The 17,035-nt window shown below is 70.1% G+C and carries 19 protein-coding genes; 15 read left to right on the forward strand and 4 right to left on the reverse strand.

Annotated elements, in window-relative coordinates; genetic code table 11:
* The first annotated feature begins 33 nt into the window (after positions 1-33).
* From F8O04_RS00735 to F8O04_RS00775, 9 genes are all read left to right on the forward strand, one after another.
* Positions 34-1,320, forward strand: coding sequence for a sensor histidine kinase (locus F8O04_RS00735; protein ID WP_188726353.1), 1,287 nt, complete (start codon positions 34-36; stop codon positions 1,318-1,320).
* Positions 1,317-2,054 (forward strand): response regulator transcription factor, encoded by a 738-nt coding sequence (locus tag F8O04_RS00740; RefSeq protein WP_158027419.1) that lies wholly within the window; start codon positions 1,317-1,319, stop codon positions 2,052-2,054. The genes F8O04_RS00735 and F8O04_RS00740 overlap by 4 nt, the downstream gene beginning before the upstream one ends.
* Positions 2,055-2,176: 122 nt before the next feature.
* Positions 2,177-2,968 (forward strand): ABC transporter ATP-binding protein, encoded by a 792-nt coding sequence (locus F8O04_RS00745; protein ID WP_158029022.1) that lies wholly within the window; start codon positions 2,177-2,179, stop codon positions 2,966-2,968.
* Entirely contained in the window at positions 2,965-4,443 is a 1,479-nt protein-coding gene (locus tag F8O04_RS00750; protein ID WP_158027420.1) for an ABC transporter permease, read from the forward strand. Before F8O04_RS00745 ends, F8O04_RS00750 begins: the two co-directional genes overlap by 4 nt.
* A 197-nt stretch (positions 4,444-4,640) precedes the next feature.
* Positions 4,641-5,741, forward strand: a complete 1,101-nt coding sequence (locus tag F8O04_RS00755; RefSeq protein ID WP_225734786.1) for a metal ABC transporter substrate-binding protein — start codon at positions 4,641-4,643, stop codon at positions 5,739-5,741.
* Positions 5,738-6,670: a metal ABC transporter ATP-binding protein gene (locus tag F8O04_RS00760; protein WP_158027422.1), complete on the forward strand. Its 933-nt coding sequence runs from the start codon at positions 5,738-5,740 to the stop codon at positions 6,668-6,670. Before F8O04_RS00755 ends, F8O04_RS00760 begins: the two co-directional genes overlap by 4 nt.
* The gene (locus tag F8O04_RS00765) at positions 6,667-7,593 is read left to right on the forward strand and encodes a metal ABC transporter permease (RefSeq protein ID WP_158027423.1); all 927 of its coding nucleotides are present in this window, start codon (positions 6,667-6,669) and stop codon (positions 7,591-7,593) included. Before F8O04_RS00760 ends, F8O04_RS00765 begins: the two co-directional genes overlap by 4 nt.
* Before the next feature lie 2 nt (positions 7,594-7,595).
* On the forward strand, positions 7,596-8,459 hold the full coding sequence (locus tag F8O04_RS00770) for a metal ABC transporter permease (RefSeq protein ID WP_225734964.1): 864 nt from the start codon (positions 7,596-7,598) through the stop codon (positions 8,457-8,459).
* The gene (locus tag F8O04_RS00775) at positions 8,456-8,950 is read left to right on the forward strand and encodes a Fur family transcriptional regulator (RefSeq protein WP_158027425.1); all 495 of its coding nucleotides are present in this window, start codon (positions 8,456-8,458) and stop codon (positions 8,948-8,950) included. Before F8O04_RS00770 ends, F8O04_RS00775 begins: the two co-directional genes overlap by 4 nt.
* 39 nt (positions 8,951-8,989) lie before the next feature.
* Here F8O04_RS00775 and F8O04_RS00780 read toward each other — a convergent pair whose 3' ends face one another.
* Positions 8,990-9,484 carry a hypothetical protein gene (locus tag F8O04_RS00780; RefSeq protein WP_158027426.1) on the reverse strand — a complete coding sequence of 165 codons (495 nt, stop codon included), beginning with the start codon at positions 9,482-9,484 and terminating at the stop codon, positions 8,990-8,992.
* A 191-nt stretch (positions 9,485-9,675) separates the two neighbouring features.
* On the opposite strand from F8O04_RS00780, the gene rpmB reads away from it, so the two are divergent.
* The 3 genes from rpmB to rpsN are packed head-to-tail and all read left to right on the forward strand — an operon-like array spanning position 9,676 to position 10,391.
* Positions 9,676-9,912 carry a 50S ribosomal protein L28 gene (gene rpmB, locus F8O04_RS00785; RefSeq protein WP_158027427.1) on the forward strand — a complete coding sequence of 79 codons (237 nt, stop codon included), beginning with the start codon at positions 9,676-9,678 and terminating at the stop codon, positions 9,910-9,912.
* Positions 9,912-10,082, forward strand: coding sequence for a 50S ribosomal protein L33 (gene rpmG, locus F8O04_RS00790; RefSeq protein WP_158027428.1), 171 nt, complete (start codon positions 9,912-9,914; stop codon positions 10,080-10,082). The genes rpmB and rpmG overlap by 1 nt, the downstream gene beginning before the upstream one ends.
* A gap of 3 nt (positions 10,083-10,085) precedes the next feature.
* Entirely contained in the window at positions 10,086-10,391 is a 306-nt protein-coding gene (gene rpsN, locus F8O04_RS00795; RefSeq protein ID WP_158027429.1) for a 30S ribosomal protein S14, read from the forward strand.
* A 69-nt stretch (positions 10,392-10,460) separates the two neighbouring features.
* On the opposite strand, the gene F8O04_RS00800 is transcribed toward rpsN, so the two are convergent.
* Positions 10,461-10,883 carry a VOC family protein gene (locus F8O04_RS00800; RefSeq protein WP_158027430.1) on the reverse strand — a complete coding sequence of 141 codons (423 nt, stop codon included), beginning with the start codon at positions 10,881-10,883 and terminating at the stop codon, positions 10,461-10,463.
* A 354-nt stretch (positions 10,884-11,237) separates the two neighbouring features.
* Here F8O04_RS00800 and F8O04_RS00805 point away from each other — a divergent pair, with 354 nt between their 5' ends.
* The gene (locus F8O04_RS00805) at positions 11,238-11,525 is read left to right on the forward strand and encodes an HU family DNA-binding protein (protein WP_158027431.1); all 288 of its coding nucleotides are present in this window, start codon (positions 11,238-11,240) and stop codon (positions 11,523-11,525) included.
* 119 nt (positions 11,526-11,644) lie between these two features.
* Here the strand turns inward: F8O04_RS00805 and F8O04_RS00810 are convergent, their stop codons facing one another.
* Both F8O04_RS00810 and F8O04_RS00815 read right to left on the reverse strand, forming a co-directional pair.
* A complete protein-coding gene (locus F8O04_RS00810) occupies positions 11,645-11,812 on the reverse strand; it encodes a methionine/alanine import family NSS transporter small subunit (RefSeq protein WP_158027432.1) in 168 nt (55 codons plus the stop codon).
* Positions 11,809-13,416 carry a sodium-dependent transporter gene (locus tag F8O04_RS00815; protein WP_158027433.1) on the reverse strand — a complete coding sequence of 536 codons (1,608 nt, stop codon included), beginning with the start codon at positions 13,414-13,416 and terminating at the stop codon, positions 11,809-11,811. The genes F8O04_RS00810 and F8O04_RS00815 overlap by 4 nt, the downstream gene beginning before the upstream one ends.
* Positions 13,417-13,612: 196 nt before the next feature.
* Between F8O04_RS00815 and F8O04_RS00820 the strand changes: the two genes are divergently transcribed.
* Both F8O04_RS00820 and F8O04_RS00825 read left to right on the forward strand, forming a co-directional pair.
* The gene (locus tag F8O04_RS00820; protein ID WP_158027434.1) at positions 13,613-15,727 is read left to right on the forward strand and encodes a cytochrome c oxidase assembly protein; all 2,115 of its coding nucleotides are present in this window, start codon (positions 13,613-13,615) and stop codon (positions 15,725-15,727) included.
* Positions 15,724-17,019 (forward strand): ATP-dependent DNA helicase, encoded by a 1,296-nt coding sequence (locus F8O04_RS00825; RefSeq protein WP_158027435.1) that lies wholly within the window; start codon positions 15,724-15,726, stop codon positions 17,017-17,019. Before F8O04_RS00820 ends, F8O04_RS00825 begins: the two co-directional genes overlap by 4 nt.
* Positions 17,020-17,035: the final 16 nt, after the last annotated feature.

A 17,035-nucleotide genomic window follows, 5' to 3' on the forward strand; every position in this document is an offset into this window, starting at 1 on the left:
CCGGGAGATCGCCCGCCGCGTATGGTGGCTCGCATGTTCCAGCGATTGCGGGCGACCGAGTGGGCGTTCGACGTCGCACTCGCCGTCGGCGTCGCCCTCTTCGCGACCGGCTGGAGCGCTGCGACGCCGGTCGGCAGCCACGTCGTCGCGGTCTTCGTCGTCATCATCCTCACAGCGGGCGGGGTCGCGCTGCGCCGCGCCTCGCCACCGCTCGCCCTCATCGCGGTGAGCCTCGGCGCCATCGTGCAGATGGCGACCGGCGGGATCGCCGGAGCCGTCAACCTCGGCCAGTTGCTCGTGCTCTACGCGTGTGCGGCCTTCGGCTCCAGACGGATGCGGCGCGTCTCGTTCGGGGCCGCCATCGCCGGGGCGCTCGTGGCGGCGACGCACATCTCGATCGTGCAGCTCGGCCTGCTGGTCGAGATCGACAACCCTTCGATCGTCATCGGGATCGCGTTCATCTTCGCGTTCATGCTCGTCGTGCTCATGTGCGCGTGGCTGCTCGGATTCGCCCGTTACCTCGTGCTCCGCGCGCAGCGCGCGAGCGTCGCCCAGCGCATCGCCGAGGTGCAGGCGGAGGCTGAGCGGGAGCGCGTCGCCGTCGAGCACGAGCGCGGTCGCGTCGCACGCGAGATGCACGACGTGCTCGCCCACTCCCTCGTGTCGATTGCCATGCTCGCCGACGGCACGCGCGTCTCGGTGCGAAGCGACCCGGACGAGGCGGAAGACCTCGCCACGACCATCGGCGACATCGCCCGGGAGTCGGTCGCCGATGTGCGGCGCCTGCTCGCCGAACTGCGCCACGGGCAGAGCGACACGGCGGCGCCGACCATCGCCGAACTCCCCACGGTGATCAGCCGGGTCGAATCGCTCGGTCTGAGCGTCGACCGGGTTGACCGCGGCGAGCCGCGCCCGCTCACGCCGGGTGCGTCGCTCGCCGTGTACCGCGTGGTGAGCGAGTGCTTGACCAATGCGCTGCGCCACGGCGATGTCACCAAGGGCGCCCGGCTGGAGCTGACGTGGCGCGGAGACTCGTTGCGGGTGACCGTGCGCAATCGCCTGCCCGGGAGGTTCGGTGAGGCCGACCCCTCGCCCATCCCCTCGGGCGGGCATGGGCTCATCGGCATCCGCGAGCGGGTGCTGCTCGAGGCGGGCACGATCGACGTCCGGCCCAACGACGAGCGCGACGGGCATCGCGAGTTCGTGGTCGACGTCGTCGTGCCCACCGGCACTGGCGTGCCCACCGGCACTGGCGTCGGCATCGCAACGAGCGCCGGCGTCGGCGCGGTCACCCACACGAGGCGAAAGGACGCTGAATGAGCGACGCGAGCATCCGAGTCGTCCTCTGCGACGACCACGCCCTGTTCCGGCGGGGCGCCGCGCTCGTGATCGGCGCCGAGCCCGACCTCGAGGTCGTCGGCGAGGCCGAATCGGGCGAGGGTGTGCTCGACCTCGTGCGCGAGTCGAGCCCCGACGTCGTGCTCATGGACGTACGGATGGGAGGCATGGACGGGATCGAGGCGACGACACGCATCGTCGCCGAGTTCGGCGAAGCGGCGCCCAAGATCATCGTGCTGACCACCTTCGACCTCGATGAGGCGGTCGCGAGGTCGGTCGCCGCTGGGGCAAGCGGATTCGTGCTGAAGGCGACCGACCCGTCGCTGCTCGTCGGCGCGATCCGCACCGTGCACGCCGGCAACCAGCTCTTCGCCGCCAACGCGACGGCCGAGCTCATCGCGAAGTACCACGGGGCATCAGTGGGTGACGGGCGCGCTCGCGGGGGCGCGAGGCGCGGCGCCGCCGCCGACCGCGCGCCCGGAGCGCGGCACGAGCCGCCACCGGCCTGGGAGACGCTGAGCGAGCGCGAGCGCGAGATCTTCGTGCTCGCGGCACGGGGCCTTTCGAACGCCGAGATCGGCGAGGTCGCGTACGTGTCGGCCGGCACCGTCAAGACGCACATCAGCCACATTCTCCACAAGCTCGGCCTGCGCGACCGCATCCAGCTCGTCGTGTACGGCTACGAGCACGGGCTCCTCCCACCGCGCACGGGCTGAGCGAGCACCCCACGCGCGGAATCCGCCGTGCAGAATCCGTCGCGCGGCAGAGCCCTGCACCCCGCACGGCAGACGACCTCGAGCACACCGGTTTCTAGCCTGCAGGTATGACATCGACACCCATGGTTTCCAACGGCAACCCGCACGCGCTGCCAGAGACCGGCGCGGTTCCCGCCGCCGCTCGTATCCGAGGCCTCGCCCGCCGCTACGGCCGCCCCGGCGCGGCAGAGGTCATGGCCCTTCGCGGCGTCGACCTCGATGTGACGCGCGGAGAGTTCACCGCCGTCATGGGGCCGTCCGGTTCCGGCAAGTCGACCCTCCTGCACTGCCTCGCGGGCCTCGACCGTCCGACGGCGGGCGAGGTCTACGTCGGCGACCGCGAGATCTCCCGGCTCGGCGACGGCGACCTCACCACGCTCCGCCGTCGAGAGATCGGCTTCGTGTTCCAGGCCTTCAATCTGATCCCGACGCTGTCGGCGTACGACAACATCCTGCTGCCGTTCCGGCTCGACGGGCGCCGTCCAACGGCCGAGGAGCTCGCCCACGTCACGAGCCTCGTCGAGCGCCTCGGCCTCGGCCAGCGCCTCGATCACCGCCCGCATGAGCTGTCGGGCGGCCAGCAGCAGCGCGTCGCGATCGCACGCGCGCTCGGCACGCGCCCCCGCATCGTGATCGCCGATGAACCGACGGGAAACCTCGACCGGCGCAGCGGCACCGAGGTGCTACGCCTCTTGCGCGACGCCGCCGCCACGGCCGGCCAGACGATCGTCATGGTCACGCACGACCCCCTCGCCGCCGAGGTCGCCGATCGCACCGTCTTCCTCGAGGACGGCCGCATCACCCGCGTCGCGCGCGGCCTCAGCGCCCGCGAGATCTCCGAGGTCATGCTCGAGGCCGAGGGAGCGGTGCAGTGAGCGCCGGCGCAGCGGTGACCGAGCAACGACCCGTCGCCGTGGCGACCGCGAAACGTACCGGCAGGGGCAGTGCCGGCCGGGGTCGCTGGCGCGACCACATCGTCACGACGGTCGTCGCGTTCATCATCGCCGTCTACGGGGTCGCGCTCGTGCAGGGCTCGCAGTTGATGAGCGATCTCGTCCCCGCCGACGGCGGCATGTCCGGCCTGATCGTCTTCATCACGGCGCTGGTCTTCCTCGCGCTCGGCGCGTACTCGGCCGCGGTGGTCACCGTGAACAGTTTCTCGACCATCGTCGCGGGGCGGGTGCGACAGATCGCCCAGTACCGCCTGCTCGGCGCGACCGCGAGGTCGTTGCGCGGCAAGCTCGCGCTCGAGGGGGTGGTCGCGGGCGTCGTGGGCACCATCGTCGGCCTCGTGGCCGGCACGGCCGCCTATGCGATCGTGATCGACCGGCTCGTCGCTGTGGGCGACCTGCCGCCAATGGACTACGTGCTGTTCTCGGGGCGGACGATCGTGCCCGCGTTCATCGTCATCGCGACGGTCGCGATCGCCGCCTGGGTCGGCACGCGTCCCGTCGGCCGCGTCTCCCCGGTGCAGGCGCTCTCGCAGAGCGTCGAGGCGCCCCTCGACCTCAGCCGCACGCCCATCGCCCAGCGCGTAGTCACGATCGTGGCGCTCGCGGGCGGGGGCCTGCTGCTCGTGGGCGGTAGCGCCATCGGCGCGGTCTCGCCGTTCGGCTTGCCGATCGCGTTCTTCGGCGGCGTCGCGTCGTTCAGCGGCATCGTGATCGGCGCCCGGATGTTCGTCCCTGCCCTCCTCAGCGCCGTCGGTCGCGCGATGGGCGGCGGGGTCGCCGCACGGCTCGCCGCGTCGAACGCGGTCCGCTCGCCGCGGGCGGCGACGCGAGGCACGATCGGCATGATCGTGGGCGTGACGCTCACCGTCATGTTCGTCGTGGCGATCGCCATCACCCGCGTCGTCACGCTCGACTACGCCGCGAGCCTCGGGGAGGGAAACGACCCCACGTTCATCGCGATGACCAACATGATGCTTGACGTGCTGACGTGGATCACGGTCGCGCTCGTCGGCGTGAGCGCCATCATCGGCGCGACCGGCATGGTCGCCAACCTGTCGCTCGGCGTGCTGCAGCGGCAGCGCGAGCTCGGCCTACTCCGCGCGGTCGGCGCCACCGGCGGGCAGGTGCGAGCATCCATCGCGCTCGAGGCGGTCATCACGAGCATCGTTGCGATCGGGGCCGGAGCGGTCTTCGGTATCGGGTACGGCTGGGCCGGCGCCCAGTCGACGCTCGGCGCGCTCGTCGGCGAGACGGGCGGGCTCGTGCCGCTCGTGGTTCCGTGGTGGCTCGTGGCGATCATCGCCGCCGCGGCCGTGCTGCTGGCGGCGATCACGGCGCTCGCCCCTGCGATCCGCGCGACGCGTGTGACGCCTATCCAGGCGCTCGCGGTGGAGTAGCCGGCGACCGCGCGGACCGCGGCGATGCCGCGCGGCCCGCGCCGAGAGTGCGAGCGGAGCCCGCTAATTGACGTTGATTCTCATTTCGGGTACGTTCGCTGGGTGCGTCGGCCGGGCCCGGCGCACCCACGCGAGCCATCGCGCCACGTGGCGCCGCATTGCCTAGGCGCTGATCGGCCCGGTGGAACAGGAACATCGTGAAGCTTCGCTCGACCTTCACCGCGACCCTCGGCATTGCCGCGGCCGCGACGCTCACGCTGGCGGGATGCTCGGCATCGCCCGGAGAAGCTGGTGGCGACGGCCTTTCGATCGTGACGACGACGACGCAGGTCACCGACTTCGTCGAGCGCCTCGTCGACGGCACCGACGCGACCGTCAGCTCGCTCCTCCTGCCTGGCGAAAGCGCGCATTCGTTCGAGGCCGACCCCGCGGACCTCGTCGCGGTCGGAGGCGCCGACCTCGTGGTCGCGAGCGGTTTCGGTCTCGAGGAGGCGTGGCTTCCGCCGGTGCTCGAGGCCGGCGGCTACACGGGGGCGACGGTGAACGCGGGCGACGGCTTCGATCCCGCCATGCTGCAAGAGGGCGCCGGCCATGCCGCGGCAACCGGCGGCGCGGGGAAGTCAGATCACGACCACGGTGACGAGGCGGACGGTCACGACCACGGTGACGAGGCGGACGGTCACGACCACGGTGACGAGGCGGACGGCCACGACCACGGTGGTGCCGACCCGCACGTGTGGACCGCGCCGCTCGGGGCCTCGTTCATGGTCGGCGTCATCGCTGATGCGCTCGCCGAGGCCGACCCCGACAACGCTGATGCCTACCGGGCCAACGCCGGGGCTTATCAGGCGCAACTCGAGGAGCTCGACCTCTGGATCGGGCAGAACGTCGCTCAGGTCGCCGAGGAGGACCGCCTCCTCGTCACGAACCACGAGGCCCTCACCTACTACACGGACGGCTACCGCATCACGGTCATCGGATCGATCATGCCGAGCTGGGACGACAACGCCGAGCCCAGCGCCGCCGAGCTCGACACGCTCATCACCGCGATCACGGCGTCGGGGGTCCCTGCCGTGTTCAGCGAGTCGCAGCTCTCGCCCGCAACGGCTGAGCGCATCGCGACCGAGACCGGCGTCAAGGTGTACTCGGGCGATGAGGCGCTGCTGACCGACTCGCTCGGCGAGCCCGGCACCGACGCCGCGACCTACATCGGCGCGACCGTGCACAACACGGTCCAGATCCTCGACTCGTGGGGCGCGGCCGCCAGCGAACTGCCGACGGAGCTTCAGGGCGCATGACCGAAACCGCTGAGCGCCGCGACGACGGACTAACCACGGGAGGCGCCCCGGCGCCGCTCGTGGTGATCGACGACGCAACTTTCGCATACGACCGGCACACGCCGGCGCTCGAGCACGTGACCATGCGCATCCGGCCGGGGGAGGCGCACGCACTCATCGGCCCGAACGGTGCCGGCAAGTCGACGCTGCTGAAGGGCCTGCTCGGCCTCGTGCCGGTGATCGGCGGGCGGCTCGACGTGCTGGGCGCCGAGCCACGCCGTGCCGCGCGCAGCATCGGCTACATGCCGCAGACTGACGAGCTCGACCCCGAGTTCCCGGTCACGCTGCGACAGGTCGTCATGATGGGCCGCTACCGCGGCATCGGCATGTTCCGGTTCCCCCGCCGAACGGATCGCGATGCCGTCGAGGCCGCGCTCGCCCGCGTCGGTCTCACGGACCTCGCCGACCATCATTTCGGCTCCCTGTCGGGCGGGCAGCAGCAGCGTGGCGTGCTCGCGCGCGCGCTCGTAGCCAACCCTCGTCTCGTGCTGCTCGACGAGCCCTTCAACGGCCTCGATCGGCACAACCGGGCGGCCGTGCTCGGCCTCATGCGGGACCTGCGCGAGAGCGGGGTGGGCATCATCGTTTCGACGCACGACTTCGAGATCGCGAGCGCGGCGTGCTCGCACGTGCTCCTGCTCAACCGCTGCCTGATCGCCGCCGGGCCGGTGGAATCGACCATGACGCCAGAGGTGCTCGACCGCACGTTTGGCCACGCGACCGCAGACGACGAGAGCCACGGCCACTTCAACGTCGGTCACCGGCACTATCACGACACCGGGTTCCGCGGCGTTCCCCGACCCGGTCACGACGTCGCGTCAGTGCCGCCCCGCGAGGTCGAGCCGGAGGCGAGCGGCGACCCCAGCCGGAGCTCGGAGCCCGTGCGGTGAACCCCCTCGACCTGCCGTTCATGCAGCACGCGCTGCTCGCGCTCATCATGCTGGCGGTCGTGAGCTCGATCGTGGGCGTGCAACTCAACCTGCGAGGTCTCGAGTTCATCAGCGACGGGCTCGTGCACGCCGTGTTCCCCGGCGTCGTCATCGGCTTCGTCGTGAACGGCATGGACGGCGTCTACGTCGGCGCGGTCATCGCGTCGCTCATCGCGACCGGCGCGCTCACCTGGGCTGCACGGCGAGGGGCGGGCACGGATGCGACGACCGCCGTGGTCCTGGCCGGCACGTTCGCCATCGGCATCGTGATCGTCTCGCGCACCACGACCTACACGACAGGCCTCGAGCACCTGCTCTTCGGCCAACCGCTGACGGTTCACGCGGCGGATCTCGTGGCCATCGGCGTGCTCGGCGGCCTCGCGCTCGTCCTCGTGCTGGGGACGTGGAAGGAGCAGCTGTTCCTGTCGTTCGACCTTCGGGGCGCCCGGGCGTCCGGCTACCGGACCCTGCTCTACGAACTCGCGCTCAACCTCGCCATCGCGCTCGTCGTGGTGGCTGCCGCCCGCGCCGTCGGCAACCTCATGGTGCTGGCGATCCTCATCATTCCGGCCGCCGTCGGTCGCCTGCTTTCGCGGCGCGTTTCCGTGATCGTCCTCGTCGCCCTCGCGGTCTCGCTCGTCGGCTCGGTCATCGGGCTGTTGCTGGCGTTCGAGCTCTCGCTGACGCTCGGCCTGACGTCGTCCCCGACGTCGGTGATCGTGCTCGTGTTCGTCGCGATGTACCTGCTCGCCGTCGTGGTCGCGAAGACGGCCATGCGCGTCCGCCGGGCACGGGGGAGCCGCGATCTCGACGCGCGTCGGGACCCGCACAACGTCGAGCCGGTTCGCGACGACGCCGTCGGCCCGCTGCGGGAGGCGGTGTGACGATGGACTACTTCACGACCGCCATGGTCTGCGGCGTGCTGATCGGCGTGCTGTGCGGCCTCGTCGGCGTGCTTGTCGTACTTCGGCGCCGCGCCTTCTTCACGGTCGCGCTCACACACGCCACGTTCCCGGGCGGCGTGCTCGCGGCCATCCTCGGGGTCAACGTCGTGCTCGGCGCCGGGGTCATGGGTCTCGCGCTCATGGCACTCATGGTGTGGCTCTCGCGCATCCACCGGCAGGGCTCGCAGGTCGCCGCCGGGGTCGTGCTCAGCCTCGGCTACGCGCTCGGCATGCTGTTGCTGTCGCTCAACCCGTGGCTCCCGGTGAAGGTCGACTCGTTCCTCGCCGGTCACATCCTCGCCATCCCGGTATCGAACGTGGTCATCATCGCCGTCGTGCTAGGTGTGACGGTCCTCGCCTACGTCGCGTACGGCAAGGAGCTGCTGTTCTCGACCTTCGACCGCCGCGGTTTCGTCGCGAGCGGCCACCGCGAGTCGTCGGCCGACGTCGTGGCGCTCGGGCTCATCACGCTCACCGTCGTCGCCGTCATGCCGGCCATCGGTTCGATCCTCGCGATCGCCATGATCGCGGCACCCGCCGCGTCCGCCCGGCTGCTCACCAAGCGGGTCGGGCGCATGCTCGTGATCGCCTGCCTGCTCGGCGCCGTCGCGGCCGTCGGCGGCCTGGTCATCTCGCGATACCTCGGCTTCGCGGCCGGTGGTGCCATCGCGATCGCTGCAACGCTCGTGTTCCTGATCTCACTCGCCATTCGTACGATTCGCAGTCGCAGCGTGGCATCATCTGGAGGTGCACGTGGCAGGGTGAGCGCGATCCCGGCGCCGCCCGTGGAGGTGACAGCGCGATGATCGATCGGTCGCTCAGTGGTGACGGCGATGCGCGAGAGGGCGCTGCCGACCCGGCGGGCCAGCAGAGTCACGGCCGGGTGGCCGTGAAGCCCGCGCGTCGCAACACGTGGCAGCGCGAGGCGGTTCGCGACGCGCTGATCGATGCTGATGCGTTCGTGAGCGCGCAGGCGCTGCACCAGCAGCTCGCCGAGCGCGGCACCAAGATCGGTCTCGCCACGGTCTACCGCGCCCTCGCGTCACTCGCCGACGAGGAGCAGGCCGACACCCTCATGTCGACCGACGGTGAGGCCGTGTACCGCGCCTGCGACATGGAATCGCACCACCACCACCTCATCTGCCGCGAGTGCGGCAGGGCTGAAGAGATCGAGGGCGAGCCGGTCGAGCAGTGGGCGGCGTCGGTGGCGGCCGAGCACGGGTACAGCGAGCCGCGGCACATCATCGACATCTTCGGCACCTGCCCCGACTGCCGGGCGCGACGCTCGGGTAGATGAACGGCGCGTGCGCGGATATCTGCACGCCCGCCCGGCCCCCTACGTCGTCTCGTTGCCGCCGCTGCACGTGCTCCGGTACTCGATGTAGGCCTGTTCGGTCGTGACGGTCACGGTCATCGACGACGCGTATTCGTCGACGGCCGACACCGTGGCGATGTCGTCCGCCTGCGACACGTCGCCCGTCGTCGCCCCGATCCCGCTGAGGGCCTCCGCGGCGAGTTCCGCGGCCCGCAGCGCGTCATCCTCGGAACGCGCGGCGGGCGACGAGGTCGACCTCACGCTCTGCATGCCGTCCCCCGGCTTGGGCTCGTCCCCGACGACGCACGCCGTGTGGGGCAGTTCGACGATGCCGCTCCACGTGCCGCCGATGGCCGACTGCACGGCGTCAATCGCGGCGATGCCCGTGTCGGGTGTGGCGCTCGCGGGCGCAACGGCACCGCCTCCGCCACCGGAGCATCCGGCCAAGGCCAGAGCGCCAGCGATCGCGATGCCGGTGGCGAGCCCGCGAAACGGACCCGATGACGTGCATCTCATGCGTTCAAGCGTAGCGATGCGCGACCCACCCTTGCCGAACGCCGCCGCGGCGCCTAGAGTAGATCCTTGGTGTCTGTCGGGGCTCCCCTCCGCTTACGCCGCGCACGACCGCCCGATGCGGTCGTGTGCAGACAAGAGATCTTGGGCGGCCCGGTCGAAACGACCTGGCCGCGGTATCGATGGAGGAAGCCATGGCCGCAGTGTGCCAGGTGACCGGCGCCGTTCCCGGCTTCGGTCACAACGTTTCGCACTCGCACCGCCGCACGAAGCGCCGGTTCGACCCGAACATCCAGAAGAAGACGTACTACGTGCCGTCGCTCAAGCGCAAGGTCACCCTGACGCTGAGCGCCAAGGGCATCAAGGTCATCGACGCCCGCGGCATTGACGCGGTCATCACGGACCTGCTCGCGAAGGGGGTCAAGCTCTAATGGCGAAAAAGGGTCAGGATGTCCGTCCGATCATCAAGCTCCGCTCCACCGCGGGCACGGGTTTCACGTACGTCACGAAGAAGAACCGCCGAAACACGCCGGACCGCCTCGTGCTGAAGAAGTACGACCCGGTAGTCCGCAAGCACGTCGAATTCCGAGAGGAGCGTTAGCCGATGGCCAAGAAGAGCAAGATCGCCAAGAACGAACAGCGCAAGGTCATTGTCGAGCGCTACGCCGAACGCCGTGCCCAGCTCAAGAAGCAGCTGGTCGACCCCAACGGCACCGAAGAGAGCCGTGAAGAGGCCCGAGTCGGCCTGCAGAAGCTGCCCCGCGATGCCTCGCCCGTGCGCGTGCGCGGCCGCGACAGCATCGACGGTCGCCCCCGTGGCTACCTCAGCAGCTTCGGTATCTCGCGCGTGCGCTTCCGCGACATGGCGCACCGCGGCGAGCTGCCCGGCATCACGAAGTCGAGCTGGTAGCAGCGGCCGACCGGTCACGTACCGCTCGCACCGAACGCGGGCCCCGATTGCGGGGCCCGCGTTCCGCGTTTACCGAGCGAGTTGCTCACGGTAATGCGGGTTGTGCATGATGCCGACGACATTGCCGAACGGATCGACGAACGAGGCCGTGACGAACCCGGCCTCGCGCGGGGTGAGGGGCTGGTGTGGGGTTGCGCCGCGTGCGATCGCGTCGTCGAGCGTGGCCGCGACGTCGTCGACGTGCCAGTACGCGACGACACCGCCAGGCGCCCGAGGCGCCGGCCCCGGCCGGTAGTCGCTGGAGATGATTCCGAGCTCGTCGGCCGAGTCGCCGATCCGGAACTCGACATAGGCCGCCGGCAGTGGCGGTTCCGGTCGCACGAAATACGGCTCGACGCCGAGGAATTCGGTGTACCAGGTGGCCGCCGCGGCAACGTCGTCGGCCCAGAGACTGATCGTGCAGAGACCCCGCAGTGGGGAATGGTCGTTCATCATGTGTCCTCTCGTAGGGTGCGACGAGTCTCGCGCCTATTGCGGACAAGGAAGGTCCGCGACGGGCGATCGCCGACGTCGCGGCGGCCACGGGTCCCTCGACGAGTGATCGCCGGCGACATCCCCGGAATCGCGCGGACGGTGCGCCGATTGCGACACGGGGTGGCACCGGCCTCATCTGCGCGGAGAAATCAGCGGCAAATCGGCTGCGAATGCGGCGTGTTCCGCGGAATGTCGCGCATCTTGGCGGCACAGAGGGGTATGTTGACGACCGCGCGCCGACGTTCCGGCATCGGTCGCACCACGAATTGCCCACCGAGCCGCCCCGTGCGGAATGACGTCCGAGGAGGACCCATGGCAGACAAGACTGTGAACAAGACCGAACTGGTCGCCGCGATCGCCGCCGACACCAACCAGAGCCAGGCAACCGTGAGCGCCGTCATCGACAGCCTCTTCGCCGAGTTCGCGAAGAACGCCGCCGCCGGCACCAAGGTCTCGATTCCCGGCTGGCTCTCGGTCGAGCAGACCGAGCGGGCGGCGCGCACGGGCCGCAACCCGCAGACCGGCGAGACGATCCAGATCCCGGCCTCAAAGGGCGTCAAGCTGTCGGCCGGCTCGAAGCTGAAGGCCGCCGTCAAGTAACCGACGGCCGCGTCGCGCGCGCACGGTCGAAGCAGCCGGACAGCGCGGCCGACGCGGTGAGACGCCGAGGGCGGACACTCCAACCCGGAGTGCCCGCCCTCGGCGTTTGCTCTCGCGCGTCAGGTATCGCGGGGCGACGGTGCGTCGGCCACGCGCGCATCGTCGTCCCCGCCGGCGGGGTAGGAGGCGATCTCCGGGCGACGCTGCAGGTACACGATGCTCGCGACGAGGCCGCCCCACAGGATGATGAGCGCGACAACGAGCATGGCGATGGCGATTGCGGTCATGAGCGGGTCTCCGTTCGTCCTGCGAGCTCGGCCGTCAGCGGCGGCCACGGGGTGAAGTCGTCCGGGCTCCGGCGCCATTTGATGAGTGTCCCGATCAAGGCGGCGACCACGAGGAACAGGAAGGTGCCCCACCCGAACACGCCCAAGTACCAGCCGGGCATGTCGGCGTATCCCTCAACGATCAGCTCGATGACCCGCGCGACGAGCATGTACGAGAGCACGACGGGCGCGACGACGGCGACGAAGACGAACCAGGTGCGCCCAACTTTGAAGGTCGAGAGCGCGTTGAGGTGGTACGTGAGCTCGCGGCCGCGCCGGTATACCCACAGCACCACGATCGAGACGACGATTGCCGAGAGCACGACACCGACGTTGTTGGTCCAGCTGTCGATGACGTCGAGCGCCAGCAGCCCGGTCGCCGTCGAGAAGAGCAGCACCGAGATCACGGCGCACACGCCGCCGACCCAGAGGGCTGCGGCGCGCGGCGAGATGCTCGCCTTCTCCTGCACCGCCGCCGAGACCACCTGCAGGATCGAGATCAGCGAGGTGAAGCCGGCGATGGCGAGGGCGCCGAAGAACAGCATCCCGAACACGGGCCCGCCCGGCATCTGCGACACGATCGCGGGGAAGGTCATGAACGACAGCCCCACCCCCGTCAAGTTCTCGAGCTGATCGAATCCGATCCCCTGCTGGAATGCGAAGAACCCGAGGGTGGCGAACACGCCGATGCCGGCGAGCACTTCGAACGACGAGTTCGCGAACGCGATGACGAGGCCAGGGCCCGTGAGGTTGGAGCGCCGCCTCCGGTAGGACGAGTAGGTGAGCATGATGCCGAACGCGATCGACAGCGAGAAGAAGATCTGGCTGTAGGCAGCCACCCAGACGCCGGGGTCGGCCAGCGCCTCCCAGTGCGGCGTGAAGAGTGCATCGAGCCCCGTGCTCGCGCCGTCGAGGAACAGCGCGCGAATAACGAGGGCGAGGAAGCCGACGACGAGCAGGGGGATCGCGATGACGTTCACGCGCTCGATCCCCTTCGCGACGCCGCCCGCCAGCACGGCGATCGCCACGAGCCAGACGATCACGAGCGGGATGAGCACGCCGGGCACGAACTCGAAGCTGAGGCCGGGCTCGCCGACCTGGAGGTACTCGCCCGTGAGGAACCCGACCGGGTCGTCGCCCCACCGCAGGTCGATCGAGAAGACGAAGTAGCTGAGCGCCCACGCGATGATGGCGGTGTAGTAGGTCGCGATGACGAAGCAGATCGCGACCTGGAACCAGCCGATGCTCTCGGCCCACCGCCCGAACCGTCCGCCGAGGCGGCGGAACGCGGCGGGCGCGGACCCGCGAAACCGGTGGCCGATCGCGTAGTCGAGGAAGAGGATGGGGATGCCCGCGGTGAGCAGGGCGACGAGGTAGGGGATCAGGAACGCCCCGCCGCCGTTCTCGTACGCGACACCGGGGAACCGCCAGATGTTGCCGAGGCCGACCGCCGAGCCGATCGCGGCGAGGATGAACCCGACCTGGCCGGTCCAGGACTCGCGTGGCAGGGTCGAAGCACTCCGGCCCGACGGTGACGGTGCTGATGGTGGTGACGTGTCGCTCATGGGCCCTCCTCGATTGAGTGGTGCGCGTCGCTGCGCTTGCGGGCGACGCTAGCAGCGCGCGGGCCGCTCGGCGAGGGTGCCATGACAGAGCACACGGATGCTCGCGAATCTGGGCGCATCGGCCTCGCCAGAGTTTTCCACGGGACCGGCCTCCCAACCGGTGCCGGGCGCGGCTCCCGCGTAGGCTTGTGCCGACATGTCCGACTCCCGCTCCGACGCCGTGAAGGCGACGAAACCCGGCCGCGCCCAGCGGGCATCCCGCACCTCGCCGGCGCGCGTCGCCCGCTGGAGCGAGGCCGACGTGCGCCGCGTCGCGCTCGCGCCCGCCGCGTTCATCACGGCGGCGCTCATCGCGCTCGTCGTCGGGCTCGGCCTCGGGGGCGGCGCGACGCCGCTTGCGGTCTCGGATCCGGGCCCCGTCGTGATGTGGGGCCTGCCGGTCCTCAAGCTGCTCTTCAACGTGTCGGCGGCCGTCACGATCGGCGCGCTCGCGATGGCGATGTGGGGTGTGAGCCGCGACGAGCCCGAGTTCGAGCGCACCATGACGATCGCGCAGGGCGGCGCCTCCGCGTGGCTGGCCACGGGCCTCGGCGCGGCGCTGTTCACGTTCCTGCAGATCTCCAACATCCCGCTGTCGTTCGACGCCGCGTTCGGCGACCAGCTCGTCTTCTTCTTCACGCAGCTCGAGATCGGCACGCTCACGGTCATGCAGCTGGCGATGGTGCTCGCGCTGTCGCTCGCGGTCTTCGCCGTCCGCGGCCCGTGGGGCGTCGCGATCATGACGGCCATCTCACTGCTCGCCCTCTGGCCGCTGGCGGCGCAAGGGCACGTGGCGGGCGCTGCCAACCACGAGTTGGCCGTCGGGGGAATGACCCTGCACCTCACGGGGGCTGCCGTGTGGCTCGGCGGGCTCGTCGTGATCGCGATCCTCGCGCCGAAGCTCGGCGGCGTGCGCCGGCTCGCCCTGCTCGAGCGCTACTCGACGCTCGCGCTGCTGTCGTTCGTCGTCGTCGCGGCGTCCGGCATCGTCGCGTCGATCGTAAACGTCGGGTCGCTCGCGGGCCTCGCCACCCCCTACGGGCTCATCGTGCTGCTCAAGGCGGCCGCGCTGACCGGCCTCGGGGCCTTCGGCGCGGCACAGCGCCGCTGGCTCATCGGCCGCATGCGCCGGGGCGTCGGTCGCGCGCCCCTGGCGTGGTTGATCGCGCTCGAGCTCGCGCTCATGGGCGTCGCTGCAGGGCTTGCCGCGGCACTGGGGCGTACGCCATCCGTCGTGCCCGACACACCCGCCGGCGAGCTGGGAGCACCGACGCCCGCCGAAATCCTCGCGGGCGTTCCCCTGCCGCCCGAGTTCGAGCCCTGGCGCCTGCTGACCGAGTGGTCGCTCGAGCCGATCTGGACCCTGCTGGCGCTGCTCGGCGCGTTCTTCTACGCGGCGGGAGTGTGGCGGCTGCGCCGCCGCGGCGACGCGTGGCCCGTGCTGCGAACCGTCTCGTTCATGATCGCGGTCGCCGTGCTGCTCTACCTCGTCAACGGTCCGCTGTTCGTGTACGGGCAATTCTTGTTCAGCTTCCACATGACCGAGCACATGGTGCTCTCGATGATCATCCCGATCTTTCTCGTGGTGGCCTCGCCCATCACGCTGCTCCTGCGCGCCGTCGAGCCGCGCCGCGACGGGTCGATGGGCACGCGCGAGTGGGTGCTCGCGTTCGTGCACTCGCGCTGGGCGAAGTTCTTCTCGCACCCCATCGTGGCCGCCGTCATGTTCGGCGGGTCGCTGCTGATCTTCTACTACACCCCCCTCTTCCGGTGGGCGGTCACCGACCACGTCGGACACATGTGGATGATCGCCGACTTCCTCGTCGTCGGGTACCTCTTCGTGGCGTCGCTCATCGGCGACGAGCCGGGCCTGCACCGCGCCCCCTACCCCATGCGGCTCATCGTGCTCGTGCTCGTCATGACCTTCCACGCGTTCTTCGGCATCAGCGTGATGTCGGGAACGGGCCTGCTCGTGGCCGACTGGTTCGGGGCGACAGGCCGCACGTGGGGGCTCGACGCCATCGGCGACCAGCAGCTCGGCGGGGCGATTGCGTGGGGCATCGGCGAGCTTCCGACCGTGATTCTCGCCCTGCTCGTGACGGTGTGGTGGATGCGCGACGACAAGCGGGAGCAGCGGCGGCGCGACCGGCGCGTGGCGCGCGACGGCGACGCCGAGCTCGAGGCGTACAACGCGAAGCTGCGGGCGCTCGCGGAGCTGGATGCCGACGGGAGCGCCCGCCCGCAGACCGACCGGGAGGAGGCGAAACCGTGACCGTGACCCTGACCCCCGAGCAGCAGGCCGTGTTCGACGCGATCGAGCACTCGCGCGATCACCTCTTCGTGACCGGGCGCGCCGGGACGGGCAAGTCGACGCTGCTCAACCACCTCGCATGGCACACGTCGAAGCAGCTCGTCATCGCGGCCCCCACGGGCGTCGCGGCGCTCAACGTCGGCGGCCAGACGATCCACTCGCTGTTCAAACTCCCCATCGGGGTCATCGGTTCCTCGCCGATCGAGCAATCCGGTGACGTGCGGAAGCTCCTCAATACGATCGACACGCTCGTGATCGACGAGGTCTCGATGGTGTCGGCCGATCTGATGGACGCGATCGACCGGTCGCTGCGGCAGGCGCGGGCCCGCACGTCGGAGCCGTTCGGCGGCGTGCAGCTCGTGCTGTTCGGCGACCCGTTCCAGCTGTCGCCCGTGCCGCCCCGTGACCCGGACGAGCGCGCCTACTTCCGCGATCACTACCGCTCGCTGTGGTTCTTCGACGCGCGTGTCTGGCTCGAGACCGAGCTGCGCATCCACACCCTGCGCGAGATCCACCGCCAGCACGAGGACGAGTTCCGCAGCATCCTCACGGCCGTGCGCTACGGGCAGGTGACGGCCGACATGGCCGCGCGACTCAACGGGGTGGGCGCCCGCGAGGCGCCGACCGACGGCATTGTGACGCTCGCGACGCGGAACGACGCCGTCAACCGCATCAACGCCCAGAGCCTCGACCGGCTGCCCGGCAATTCGATGACGGCGAAGGCCGAGATCTCGGGCGATTTCCCCGGCGGGCAGTACCCTGCCGACGAGCAGCTCGACCTCAAGGTCGGCGCCCAGGTCATGCTGCTGCGCAACGACCCCGACTCGCGCTGGGTCAACGGATCGATCGGCGAGGTCACGCGCATCGAGCGCACCGTGTACATCGAGATCGATGGCGAAGAGCACGAGGTCGAGCCAATCGTGTGGGAGAAGCTGAAGTACTCGTACTCGCCCACCACGAAGGAGCTCAAGCGCGAAGTCGTCGGCGAGTTCACCCAGTTCCCGCTGCGACTCGCGTGGGCGGTCACGATCCACAAGTCGCAGGGCAAGACCTACGACCGGGCGATCGTCGACCTCGGCTCCCGGGCCTTCTCGCCCGGGCAGACCTACGTCGCCCTCTCGCGCATCCGATCCCTCGAGGGCATGTTCCTGACCCGCCCGCTGCATCCGCGCGACATCTTCGTCGACGATGACGTCATGCGCTTCATGCGTCAGGTCGCCGAGGCGCGCAAGGCGGGGGCCGTCGCGGGGTGAGCTCGTCGGCGCGTGC

Origin of the sequence: Pseudoclavibacter endophyticus (genome assembly GCF_008831085.1) — a bacterium.
GTDB classification, from domain to species: domain Bacteria; phylum Actinomycetota; class Actinomycetes; order Actinomycetales; family Microbacteriaceae; genus Pseudoclavibacter; species Pseudoclavibacter endophyticus.

Coding starts and splice junctions, on each gene's coding strand:
- F8O04_RS00735 (WP_188726353.1), top strand. CDS start 34: ATGTTCCAGCGATTGCGGGCGACCGAGTGGGCGTTCGACGTCGCACTC.
- F8O04_RS00740 (WP_158027419.1), top strand. CDS start 1,317: ATGAGCGACGCGAGCATCCGAGTCGTCCTCTGCGACGACCACGCCCTG.
- F8O04_RS00745 (WP_158029022.1), top strand. CDS start 2,177: ATGGTTTCCAACGGCAACCCGCACGCGCTGCCAGAGACCGGCGCGGTT.
- F8O04_RS00760 (WP_158027422.1), top strand. CDS start 5,738: ATGACCGAAACCGCTGAGCGCCGCGACGACGGACTAACCACGGGAGGC.
- F8O04_RS00770 (WP_225734964.1), top strand. CDS start 7,596: ATGGACTACTTCACGACCGCCATGGTCTGCGGCGTGCTGATCGGCGTG.
- F8O04_RS00775 (WP_158027425.1), top strand. CDS start 8,456: ATGATCGATCGGTCGCTCAGTGGTGACGGCGATGCGCGAGAGGGCGCT.
- F8O04_RS00780 (WP_158027426.1), bottom strand. CDS start 9,484: ATGAGATGCACGTCATCGGGTCCGTTTCGCGGGCTCGCCACCGGCATC.
- rpmB (WP_158027427.1), top strand. CDS start 9,676: ATGGCCGCAGTGTGCCAGGTGACCGGCGCCGTTCCCGGCTTCGGTCAC.
- rpmG (WP_158027428.1), top strand. CDS start 9,912: ATGGCGAAAAAGGGTCAGGATGTCCGTCCGATCATCAAGCTCCGCTCC.
- rpsN (WP_158027429.1), top strand. CDS start 10,086: ATGGCCAAGAAGAGCAAGATCGCCAAGAACGAACAGCGCAAGGTCATT.
- F8O04_RS00800 (WP_158027430.1), bottom strand. CDS start 10,883: ATGAACGACCATTCCCCACTGCGGGGTCTCTGCACGATCAGTCTCTGG.
- F8O04_RS00805 (WP_158027431.1), top strand. CDS start 11,238: ATGGCAGACAAGACTGTGAACAAGACCGAACTGGTCGCCGCGATCGCC.
- F8O04_RS00810 (WP_158027432.1), bottom strand. CDS start 11,812: ATGACCGCAATCGCCATCGCCATGCTCGTTGTCGCGCTCATCATCCTG.
- F8O04_RS00815 (WP_158027433.1), bottom strand. CDS start 13,416: ATGAGCGACACGTCACCACCATCAGCACCGTCACCGTCGGGCCGGAGT.
- F8O04_RS00820 (WP_158027434.1), top strand. CDS start 13,613: ATGTCCGACTCCCGCTCCGACGCCGTGAAGGCGACGAAACCCGGCCGC.